The organism is Providencia sp. PROV188 (assembly GCF_027595165.1).
Lineage (GTDB): Bacteria > Pseudomonadota > Gammaproteobacteria > Enterobacterales > Enterobacteriaceae > Providencia > Providencia lanzhouensis.
This window is the reverse complement of sequence record NZ_CP097291.1, coordinates 1,476,836-1,489,239: the sequence shown is the minus strand read 5'-3', so window position 1 is coordinate 1,489,239 and position 12,404 is coordinate 1,476,836. Positions and strand designations below refer to the sequence as shown.

8 protein-coding genes are annotated in these 12,404 nt (G+C 39.5%); 2 read left to right on the top strand and 6 right to left on the bottom strand.

Translation table 11 applies throughout. The features are described 5' to 3' along the window. Nucleotides 1–16: 16 nt before the first annotated feature. From M5X66_RS06600 to M5X66_RS06580, 5 genes are all read right to left on the bottom strand, one after another. Nucleotides 17–1,570 carry an AbgT family transporter gene (locus M5X66_RS06600; protein WP_036951266.1) on the bottom strand — a complete coding sequence of 518 codons (1,554 nt, stop codon included), beginning with the start codon at nt 1,568–1,570 and terminating at the stop codon, nt 17–19. A 292-nt stretch (nt 1,571–1,862) separates the two neighbouring features. Then, nucleotides 1,863–2,270: a phosphate-starvation-inducible protein PsiE gene (gene psiE, locus M5X66_RS06595; protein ID WP_187129826.1), complete on the bottom strand. Its 408-nt coding sequence runs from the start codon at nt 2,268–2,270 to the stop codon at nt 1,863–1,865. 223 nt (nt 2,271–2,493) lie between these two features. Further along, nucleotides 2,494–2,904, bottom strand: coding sequence for a GFA family protein (locus M5X66_RS06590; protein WP_270103955.1), 411 nt, complete (start codon nt 2,902–2,904; stop codon nt 2,494–2,496). Nucleotides 2,905–2,965: 61 nt separating this feature from the next. Then, nucleotides 2,966–4,495 (bottom strand): DUF3999 family protein, encoded by a 1,530-nt coding sequence (locus M5X66_RS06585; protein WP_230082497.1) that lies wholly within the window; start codon nt 4,493–4,495, stop codon nt 2,966–2,968. Between the two features lie 2 nt (nt 4,496–4,497). Then, nucleotides 4,498–7,254: a DUF2339 domain-containing protein gene (locus tag M5X66_RS06580; RefSeq protein WP_036951270.1), complete on the bottom strand. Its 2,757-nt coding sequence runs from the start codon at nt 7,252–7,254 to the stop codon at nt 4,498–4,500. Nucleotides 7,255–7,762: 508 nt separating this feature from the next. Between M5X66_RS06580 and M5X66_RS06575 the strand changes: the two genes are divergently transcribed. Both M5X66_RS06575 and glpX read left to right on the top strand, forming a co-directional pair. Beyond that, nucleotides 7,763–8,686, top strand: coding sequence for an AEC family transporter (locus M5X66_RS06575; protein ID WP_036951272.1), 924 nt, complete (start codon nt 7,763–7,765; stop codon nt 8,684–8,686). Nucleotides 8,687–8,862: 176 nt separating this feature from the next. After that, complete coding sequence (glpX, locus tag M5X66_RS06570) at nt 8,863–9,840, top strand: class II fructose-bisphosphatase (RefSeq protein ID WP_181478713.1); 978 nt, start codon at nt 8,863–8,865, stop codon at nt 9,838–9,840. 79 nt (nt 9,841–9,919) lie between these two features. Here glpX and dtpA read toward each other — a convergent pair whose 3' ends face one another. Beyond that, nucleotides 9,920–11,389: a dipeptide/tripeptide permease DtpA gene (gene dtpA, locus M5X66_RS06565; protein ID WP_108479045.1), complete on the bottom strand. Its 1,470-nt coding sequence runs from the start codon at nt 11,387–11,389 to the stop codon at nt 9,920–9,922. Nucleotides 11,390–12,404 lie beyond the last annotated feature (1,015 nt).

Sequence of the window (12,404 nt, the reverse complement as noted above, 5' to 3'; positions counted from 1 at the left end):
TTCACATACCTTTTACTTATTGCGCAGGCTGCCATGTATAACCACTGTCAAAACCAATTGGAATATCAAATGCCCAGAACAGATACAGTGTCGCTGTTAAGGTAATTAATAAACCGATAGTGAATGGGATCATCATAGAACATAAAGTTCCGATACCTGCATTTTTATAATATTTCTGGCAATACATTAAAATCAGCGGATAGAACGGAAACATTGGCGTACTCACGTTCATCGCAGAATCACTCACACGGAAGGCGGCTTGGGTTAATTCTGGCGAAATTCCGACTGCCATTAACATTGGTACTAAAACTGGTGCCATAATCGCCCATTTTGAGGTCGCTGACGTGATCATGATATTTAACACGGCAGTTAATAAAATCACCCCGAATACCGTCATCCCAGATGGCATATCTAAAGTTCGCAGTAATTCCGCCCCCGATAAGGCTAATAATGTACCTAAGTTAGAATGTTGGAACGAATACAGGAATTGCGCTGCAAAGAAAGCAAACACAATAAATGGGATCAGTGACTTGGTAATATTTTCCATCGCCTTAACCACATCTTTGGTCGAGGTGAAAGATTTAGTCATATAGCCATACACTATGCCTGGCAATGCAAAGAAGATGAACAATAATGGTACAACAATCTGCATAATTGGTGCTTTCGGGCTTGTTAAGCTGCCATCTGGGCCTCTTAGTGGTGAATTTTCAGGCCATAACAGCGCAAATAACCCCACGCCTAATGCAATCACCATTAATCCCGCAACACGGAATGCGCGGTGCTCTTGCGGTGTGATTTTACCTAAATCTTGCTCAGCATCAGTATCAACGTCAGATTTGGTGATTGGAGCGTTTTTATTTAACCACGGCTCTACGATCTTTTCGGTGATAAACCAGCAAGTAAAAATAACGCCGAAGGTTCCGCCCAAGCTAAAGAAATAGTTACACAGTACATTTACACTGTAGCCTGGCGCTAACATTTGCGCGGCATCTTGCGTAAAGCTCTGCATAATCGGGTCAATAATCGATGGCGTATAACTTGCCGTGAATCCCCCTGCTAAACCAGCGAATGCCGCTGCAATTCCCGCTAAAGGATGGCGACCACTGGCATAGAACATCATTGCTGCGACTGGCATCAAAATAACGTAGGCTGAATCAGAAGCAACGTGAGAGACAATCCCGACGAAAACAACTGTTGGAGTCAACATTTTAGGTGAAATAAAAGAAAGCATTTTTTTCAGCGCGGTATTAATAAAGCCGCTGCTTTCTGCAATCCCAATACCTAAGGTTGCAACAATTGTTATTCCGAGAGGAGGGAAATTAATAAAATTTTTAACCGCTGATGTCACAAATAATATGATTTCTTCATACTGAAACATATTAATAACGGAAATTTTTTCTTTAGAAATAGGATGGTGATAACTGAAATCTACAAATGAGAGTAGATAGGATAAAAACCAACATATTACTAGGGCGTAAACAAATAGCATTGTCACATCTGGCATAACGTTACCGATGCGCTCAACGCGATTTAAAAAACCCTTTTTCTGGGGTAGTGTTTTAGTTGTCATAGTTGCAAGTTACTTATGTTATTAGAATAGAAACTTTATCACAGTAAATAACCCATTTAGAAAAGTAAAACACTTTCTTACTTTATTTTAACAGAATAAAAATCAAGTAATCCTTCTAGTTAATAATGCTTATATTATTAGTTTTATTCCAAACCCAATTGCCTGAAATTTTATTTTATCTTATGTTTAATCTCGTTTTATATTGTTTAAGTCATTTTTTTATTTATTTAAGCTCACGCTAAAAGAAATGATTATTATTCCCTTTAGCGTGATTGATAAATTAATCTAAAGATTATTCTCGTTTAAGTTTTTCTGTATTAGCAATATAAAGTGCAACAACTAAAACTAAGATAGCGCCAGCATGCAGCAACGTAGTCATCGGATCACTATGGTCGACGATAATTAGGCGGATAATTGCCGTGATACCAATATAGATAAAATAGCGTAATGGGAAATGATAACCTGACATAAAGTACTTTATAATCAAAGCAATAAACTCAAAGTATAGAAAGTAAATGACAATTCCTTCTAAAAGTTCATACGCTTTAGCCTCTTGGTTACCTCCAAACATTAATGATGCCATCGTAAATGTTTCTTTTGCTAAAAAGAAAACTAACACCGCAGCAAGCACAATTAAACCTGCGTTAAGAACCCATTGTAATACCCAAGCGATATTACTAGCATGGCGCATTCCTTTCATATTATTCATTAATCATCCCTCAGGTTACTCTCTCTACGTTTAAAATAGATAATTTATCCTTTTCTATTTACCTTAGATTAAGCATAACCTTTCAACATTATGTAAAAAAACAAAATAGAATGGCTTAATTATAATTGAAATTTCTGACGCTGACATTACAAATGAATGTTTAGATTACCTTAAGATAAATAGCAGGCAATAATACCTGCTATAAGATTGGAGTTTAGGATTTGTTGGTAAACAGGTTTAATATATCTTGCTCAGTTAGCATTGGCGTCTTTTCAACAAAATTATAATAATCCGGCTTACAATCAATATAAATCTGTGTTCCCATTTTAGCACTTTTGCTTTCTTCAAATAGTGGGGCTGAGAGGTAATACGTTGACGGTGAATGCAAATGATAAAATAGATGCGTACCACACTGCTTACAGAAAGCCCTTTCGGCCCATTTCGATGAAGCGAAACGAGTAATAAACTCTCTACCTTCAATTTCAGGTTCGCCTTCATAGCCGATGGTCATTCCAGGACCACCATTCCATTTTAGGCACATGCCACAGTGGCAAACATGAACGGTATCGATAGGCTGATTGATAGTCAGTTTGACTGATCCACATAAACACTGTCCTTTAGGCATGATCCTGTCCTCTATTGATGCTGTTAGATTCAAAAAAGGGAACCTTAGGTTCCCTTTTTAATTAAAGATCGTCTGGATTGGATTTATTTGATGACCCAACCTCTTTGAAAAGATACCAACAGAAATAAAGCAGCGCGAAAATACCGACAACAAGTAACATCCATAGTGCGATAGTCATCCAATGTAAACCTTCTTCCACTGGCTTATCTTGGGTTCTTTTTTCCAAACCACCTAATTCCAATATCTTACCTGTCGTTGTGATTTCAGGGAAATCATCCATCACGTTTTCAACGCTTTCATTTTTACCAATAAGTTGAGTGTAGTTAACATTATCTAAGGTGGCTTGTTTATTTCCCCACACAAGCAAATAAGGCGAAGCACCTTGTATATTCACAATTAGATTTACCGCATCACGCAACCCATAAATCGTAGGTGGCAGTTCATCCCAGCTACCTTTTAATGCAGTTATTCTGAGTCCCTTAATTTGCTTATCGTGGATCATTAAATTCGGATTGCTCGCTTTATCACCATCATTGATTTGGTTGAAAACCATCACATTCGCCAACAATTTCCATTCCTCATCACTATTGGCAATATATTCTACTTTCAGCGGTACTACGCGATTTGATTGTTGTAGTTTAATGCTGATTTCATTCAATGGCTGCGGCGTTGGCAAGCGATAAATCACTTGTTCTCGAGTGATTCCATCGTTTGTCACTTCAAAGAGAAAAGATTCCTGACGATGGAAAGAGTTCATCACATACTGCAATCCCGTCACAGATTTAAGAAGTGGAATTTCATGTTCTTGAGCGCTGACCGTCACTAACATTAGGTATGGTGCAATAGGCCCAGTACTTTCCCCTTTTAATAATTCAATCGTATTACTCGCCACAACGCCAGAGTCTAATCTCAGGCTCATCACAGGCTGATTCGATGCAATATTTACCCAATTTTTCTTATCCGTACTGTAATAAACAAAAACTTTGGCTTGCCAGTCCTGATTGTTCTGATCCCAACCTAAATTTAAAGTCGATAAAACACCGTTGTCCTTGAATTGATCACGCGTCAGTAAATAGGCTTGATAGTTGGTTTTATCTTTTCGTTGTAAATTCGGCAATTCAATACGGGTTGTTTTTCCTGGCTCAGCTTCGACCAGAATATATTGGCTATCAAATTGATCATCGTCGTTAGGATTCACATTATCTGCACGAGTGACTAAACGTTGAAAATTAAATTTAACATTGGTCGTTGCAATAGATTTATTAGTATCAAAAAATAACGCTGTTGGAATTTCATTTCCTGTACCATTAAAAACACGAATATCTTGCAGAGTATCTGGATACGCAGATCCCATATAAGCAGCTGCGGGCAGCTCTAACCAATAGAACGGACTGTTCCTATCCGGTGTGGTCAGTTCTTTTCCTTGATAAAAATCGTAAGGACTTGCTTGCTTAGAATCATTAGCTTTAGAGTCATTGGCTTTAGAATCGCTAGCATAGCTTCCAAATGATAATAAGCATATTAAGGAAAAGAGAGCGCCCCATGCACATAATGTTGTTATCTTTTTCACGGCTATTTTCATGCAGTTCATCACTATTTATCCTGTACCTCAATGTCCGTTTTATGCTTTGGTGGTAATGGGGAGAAATACCCCACAACCAAGATCAACACCGCCACGGCAATAAAGGAGACCGCACGGGAAATGCCATCCTGCCCATACACATCAATAAGAAATAGTTTTGCAATCACACAAGCGAAAATCGCTGCACCACCAAACCACCATGTTCGACTTTTCTTCACAGCTGCAATCACCATGCAAAATAGCGCGGCTATTGCCCAGCTAATGGAAAGAACCGTTTGAACGAGACGCGAATCAAATAAGATATTCTCATTCCAAGGAATATTCGCAAAATCAGCCGTCGCACGAAGAATGATGCCGTTATACCAGAAGATAGCTAATCCAATGATCACCATCATCAGACCTTTCACTACCCCAATTTCAATAGGCGTTATTTTTCTTAGCTTCGCGATAAAACCTTTACGCATCAATAACAGTGCTGCAATGCTAAACAGCCCTGCTTCATCTAACGGGTTAACTAATGGAACGTAACTCCAAAACGTGAGTTTGCCATCTTCAAAGTTTGACCAACATGAAAGCACCACCATTACAGCCATAAGTGGTAATAAACTATACCAATACAGCAAGCCTTTACGGCGCATTGGTACAAATTTGTTATGTTGTAACCAGTAAAGGATTAATACCACTAAGGTTATCGACATAATGTAAATGAAGTAACCCAGTTCGTGCATTCCCCACGGAAGGTTAGCCACAAACCAGTTAACTTGCGTCGCACCAAACCCAATAATTAACCATAGATTGGCAACGTGCATTCCACGTCGAATATACAGGTTTTGGGTACGATAAGCGTGCATCACATACAGAACTGAACTGCCCAAGATCACAGGCCAAATCAGCGAACCCTCACCACGCCCCATCGGATTTTCTGCATAAATAAAATCTAATGTTAAATAATAATAAGCCACTGCCCATAATGAGAACTGGCATAAAACTAATGGTATCCAATTGATTTTTTGACCGCCAAGACGCCAGCACCACGCGGAGATCAGCACTACCGCCAAAATAATTAAGCTTTCCGTTTCGCTGTTCCATGACAGCATACCAGTAAATTCAGGCACCCAGGCTAACCAGACTAATAACCCGAGGATCAAAAAAGCATAACTAAGCGCGGTAAAATAGCTCGCCTCTTTCTGGTGCACATGAAATAACCCGCCCGCAAAGAAGCAAGCGGCTATCAAGCTTGGTAGCATGTAAATAACATTATCGTTCCAATAATAATATGGATAATCGCTTAATATTATTAAAGCACTAACAGCAATGAGCAATGACGAGACCAACGCTAATTTTTTATGCCCTTGATTGAGGGCAAACCACAACATAGCAAAGCCTTGCAATGACCAAACAATCGTTGTCCATTCAAATGATAAGGCGAGTGGTACCGCCAATGTGACGAAGCTAGCCCCAATAATGATATTGCCTAGAGCCATATTCTTGCCAGCGGCATTAAAGCGTTTATGAAGCTGTAAGCTGGCAATGAGATACAGTAAGCCAATAAGTAGAGAAATAAATGCTGGCAATAATCCGATGCCATCCGAAATAGCAAATTGCAAGGTAATGCTCATTAATGGTGGGAAAAATAATAGCGTATTATCGACAACGAGCTGTTTATTATGTTCGAAACGTAAGGCGAATAGCTGAGTTAATACGTTGAATACAATCAAGTTAGCAATAATAAATAGCTGGCATGATAGATAATAATCATAATGATAATTGTCCATTCCCCATAATATTGCCACGCCATAGGTCATAAACATGCCAACTAAATTTAACGGACGCCATGCTTGCCAGAAGCTAATAACTAAAATACCTATCGACAACATTAAGTAATAGGAGAATAAAACGATATGGCTACCGCCCCCAGTGGACAGTAATATTGGCGCTAAATAACCACCTAAAGACGCTAAAATTGCTAAGCTAATCGTACGCTGTAATAATGCCAACCCGATACTTGCACAACAGATGATTAGCATCGCCACAAATGCGAACCCATAAGGGATCATGGTGTATAACTTGAAAGCGGCAAAAACGGTAATGTATAAGCAACCGATAGCGCCACCTTGTAATATCAGGCCAAATAATGCCTTTTTCGTGCGTAACCACCAACCTATACCCAATAAAACTAAACAACCTGCTGCACTGAAGACGAGCCTTAGTTCAGGTGAAATAATCTCATTTTGTACGCTGTAATTCAGTAAGTAAGCAACACCTAAAAATAATAATAAAATTCCTATCTTCGCTAGTGGATTACCTGTCACTAACCACGTGAAGAAATGTGCAAAAATGGATTTATCTTCTGCTTTATTCTGAGATGATGCAGGCTGGCTTGGCTTTGGTTTATCAAAACGGTTTGGATTAATTGCTATCGGGTTAACTGCATTAGCTTGTTTGTCGCTGGAAACTGCCATCGGTTGCGGCATAATTTGAGGTGCTTGGGGTAGAGGATCTTGGGCTGCAATTTTAAGTGCATCCACTTGATTCTCATTATGTTGGGTATCAACTTGATGGGATACTGGATTTTCTTCATTAATAGCATGTGTAGACTGATGACCATTATCACGGGTCATTTCAGCTTCTAGCGAGGCAACCTTTTGGTTTAACTGGTTAATTTGATATTGCATTCGACCAGTACGATTAATCGCAATGATAGCCAGTACAGGGGCAATTATCACAAACGCAATTAAAATGAGCCCGAGGAGTATCCATGTATCCACAAATAGGTTTCCTTCTTTAATCCAATGCCAGTAACCCAAGATTAGTTAACAGGATCTTAGAATACACAGTATCAATCGACATTATTCAATAATCATCCTAGTTTAGAGACGAATAACTAAATTGCCAACAGTGGGTAACAAACTGTTACAAAATAACTCTTTTTAAGAGTATTCACGGATTAATCTATTATATCATCTTATTATTTAACTATCATAAAATGATAGTACATTTTTAATATTTTTTAGTCTCTAAGAGCACATTTTCAAATGATTTTTTTCTCGCTACTGAATCCCCTATTACTTTATTAATAACTTATTAATTTCAATAATCCATTTTTGATACTTTCTATTTATTAGAGAAAATATGCAGATAATAGGTGTTTTTTCGTGTGATTATGTTATTAATTTATAGACAAAATCACCAATAAGTTATTTAACAAATAACGATTGTCTTTTATCGATATATTTAAAAAATATGTATTGTCCTAAATAACGCAAAGGAATACCTATGTTATTACATATAATACTTGAAGCCCTAAGCCCCATCGTACTCGGTCTTGCCGTAGGGTGGTTATCGGGTAAATATGGCTTCGTGAAACGGGAATATTCGCAAGCGTTTGCTGACTTTGTTGTCAAAATCGCCTTACCATTCGCATTATTCCTTGCTGCCGTTCAAGCCCCACCTTCAGTTTTACTGAATGTTGATTACTTGATAGCGCTCGCAGTCGGGTTAATTGCATCCTATGTCATTGGTTTTGTAGTCGGTAAAGTATTTTTCCGCCACAATAAAACCGATGCTGCGATGCAAGCATTGTCTGTTTCATTCCCGGATATGGCGTACTGTGGACCACCTGTTTTACTGGCAACTGTCGGTTCATCCGGCTTAATTGCCATGGTTCTCGGTAACTTAATTTATACCGTCATCATAATTCCATTTACCTTATTGATGATCAGTGGATCCGCGAATGGTAACGGTATTCTGAAATCTGTCGGTAAAGCCGTTATTCAACCATTAGTTTTCCTGCCTGTTTTAGGGGCAATTCTGGCAATTTGTGGCGTAAAATTACCTGAAATTCTACAAAACTCAGTCAATGAACTCGGGAAAACGGCAGGTGGTGTGGCTCTCTTCTTCCTCGGTTTATTGCTTTCAGGTATTAAACTCACAATCAATAAAGAAATTATCTTTAACGTTTTTGTGAAAAACTTTGTACAGGCGGCGCTTATTCTTGGAACCGGCCTCGCATTAGGATTACAAAGTGATTTATTAAAAGCGGCATTTATTATCGGTGTGTTACCGACGGCAACAGCTGTACCAGCGTTAGCTATCAGTAATAAAGCCTATACTGAAACCTCTGCGGGAACCGTATTACTCAGTACCATTGCGGCATTGATTTCAATTATTGGCGGGATCACCATCGTCGAAATGCTGTAATGCATCTTTGATATATCACATGGCGGGGTTCGCTCCGCCCTTTCCATCAGCTTAACTCCCCCTCTCCAAACTCAATAAAACGCCGTTTTATTCGCCAAAAAATTACCAAGTTGATCGCAAAAAACGTATCATAAGCGCGATAATTTTTTAGTCCTAGGAATCACACCAAAATGAAAATTAGCGATGAACTCGCGTCTGCTATCGCATCAGTGACGGAAGTTGCCGCCATTGCCGCGTTTGAATGGGTAGGGAAACAAGATAAGAATGCAGCGGATAACGCTGCGGTTGAAGCCATGCGAAATCGACTTAATGAGATTGATTTTCATGGAAAAATCGTAATTGGCGAAGGGGAAATTGACGAAGCCCCAATGCTGTATATTGGTGAACAAGTCGGCAAGCAATCTAGCGAACATCATTTAGATATCGCAGTCGACCCCATTGATGGCACCCGTATGGTGGCATGTAATGAGCACAATGCGATTGCCGTTTTGGCGGCAGCCCCAACAGGAACATTACTGCAAGCCCCCGATATGTATATGGAGAAAATGGTCGTCGGCGCAGCAGCAAAAGATGCCGTTCACCTAAAAAATCCATTAGAGAAGAACCTCGAATTTCTCTCTGCCGCATTGGATAAACCCATTTCCATGCTCAACATTGCCATTCTCGATAAACCTCGCCACCAGCACATTATTAAAACCATCCGTAATTTTGGCGCTAATGTCATCACTATCCCTGATGGCGATGTTCTGGCATCACTACTGACAATCTTACCTGAGCACCCTATTGATATGATGTATGGTATCGGCGGTGCACCAGAAGGCATTATTAGTGCAGCCATTGCCCGCGCATTAGGTGGCGACATGCAAGCACGCCTTGTTCCACGTAACAAAGCCAAAGAAGACACCGAACAAAATAAACTGTTAGCGGCGCAAGAAGCCATTCGTTGCCAACAGATGGGCATCGAAATTGGGGAAATTTTAACGTTGGATATGATGGTGAATACGTCCGATGTAATTTTCTCGGCAACTGCTATCACCCCAACAGTACTGATGAATGGTATCTCGAATGATCTGCATAGCCGCAGCGCGAGCACCATTTTAGTCAACGGCAATAACCGCTCCATGAAGTTAATTAGTAATCGCTATTTTAAATAGCGGATGCTTTGAATAATCATGCATTAAAAAAGGGCGATATTTTTATCGCCCTTTTCAATTTTATCACTGACAGAACAAATTAATGCTGTTCTTGCGTCATACGGTTTAATAACGGCGCGGTAAATACCATCACAATAGCAATTGCACCCGTTACCAGACCAATCTTCATAAAGACATCACTGTAGACAGCCAGTGATTCAACTTTGCTGGTGATCTCACCTTGAGGCGCTGCTGCCATAGAAGCAACATAACCCGCGATAAATGCCGCTGCAGAGTTAGTTAAGAACCATGCGCCCATGATAAAGCCCATCAGACGTTGTGGAACTAACTGTGCCACCATCGCCAGACCCAAACCTGAAATCATCAGCTCACCGATACTTTGGAAACCGTAGCAGATAACCAACCATTGAACAGAAACAATACCCGCTTCGTTCGCAAATTTTGCCCCTAATGGCAGTACTAAGAACGCCGCTGAACACAGTAACATCCCGATAGCGAATTTATGTGGCATCGGTAAGTTATCGCCCATTTTGTTATAGATTGCCGCCAAAATTGGGCTACCAATCATAATCCATAATGGGTTTAAGGCTTGATACTGAGCAGGCTCAATCGCAAAACCGAAAACTTCGTGCTCTACGTTATGCAGTGCGAAGAAGTTCAGTGAGGTTGGCATTTGGCTATACAGTACGAAGAAAACAATTGCTTCGAGCATCAGGATCAATGCGACCACCATACGGCGACGAGCAATACCTTTAAGTGCCATCATCTCTTTGATAAAGATAACTAAAATACCCAGAGAAATCACCGCCAGTGCCGCACGTGCAATACCTAAGTTGTGCAGTAACCAGTTTGAAATCGCAATCAGTGCAACCACACCGACGATAGTCATCAGTAATTTGGAGATAACAACAGGTGCAAAGTCCGGTTTTGAACCGTGGTCTGCGACCCATTTTTTGCACATGTAGAAGTTAATTAAGGTGATGATCAGACCCACTACGCTGAGGGAGAATGCGACATCCCAACCGTAATGTTTGGCTAACCATGGCGTTGCCAGCATTGAGAAGAATGAACCAATGTTAACGGACATATAGTACATGGTGAATGCACCGTCCAAACGTGGGTCATTTTTGTCATAACAGGTAGATAATAATGATGATGGGTTCGCTTTAAACAGACCGTTACCTACCGCGATGGTAGCTAGACCGAGGTAAACCATCGACACATCATGCCCAGAGTAGGCAACGAAGGCATAACCGACAATCAACACTACCGTCCCAAGGACAATCGCGCGCTTAGTCCCTAAAACTTTATCCCCTAACCAACCACCGATGGCAACGAAGCCATAAACCAGTGCAGAGAATGCCGCGAACAGCGTGATAGATTCCGCTTCCGACATGCCAAGCACTTGGCTGAGATAAATTGGGAGGATCCCCTGAAGACCGTAGTAACCAAAACGTTCCCAGAGTTCGATAGAAAAGATGAGATAGAATGAACGAGGTTGCTTAAACGCGTTAAGACTGACTTCCTCTTTGTTATTTGTTGTGGACACAAGTTACCTCTAATACAACCTGTACGTATGCAAAAAAAACCACGGGACGCTGTCTGCACCCTCGCATTGTTATGGTCTCAAGAATTCAAGCTTTAGAAGATTCACTTTTGGTAGGAGGAGTATCAATCCCTGACCTCAAAACAAACAAAACTGTGTGTAAATATTGTTTATGAATCGCGAACATAAAATTCAATGAGTTAAAGCATATTTGATTATTTATTCAGCATTACAGCGAATATATGCCAATCCAAACAGAATAATCAATTAAGCAATATATGCTATTTATGCACCAAAACTAAAGAATTAGCTAGTGTTAATTACTACATCTATGGATCGTTATCGTGATTAACTTCAATTTTTTAAAAAATCATGAAATTATTATCGCCCATTAAATAATCACTTGTTCACTATATGTTAAGCATATTGTTCTATCTTTAATCATTTTACTCGCAGAGTAACACCCTATATACACTACAAACATACCGCGCGGCACCCTGCGGATATTTCGCCTTCGTGATAATAAAAACTGAATAGAAAATGAATTTAGATAGGTGATTATTTATTGATGTCACTATTACGTGTTTATTTATCGAACGAAATAGCGGAGTGAAATAAAAATAAAGCGGTATTTGCAAGAAGAGTCATATTTTATGCAAAAAAAAAGCCCAGCGACTAAAACTGGGCATAATGCATTCTATTAAGGATCGTACTACTAATTCAAACTACACGATATAGATGCATTATTGCATTACTTCATGTAAAGAAATGAATGTTGAGGGTAAATATATGAATGTTTACACAAGCAAACAGTGATATATATGTAATTAAGACCCTTGATAGACTTAAAAGGTTCATCTTTTTTTTAATTATTTTTAATCTTTTTTATAACATCATGATTTATCTTCGTTTAATGCGTAAAAATAATTTTCAGAATAGCAAGAATGGCAATTGCACCGCTAACAGCAACCCGTTAACCTATCCACTAGGAATAAATGGCTAAAATTCATCCCAAGGA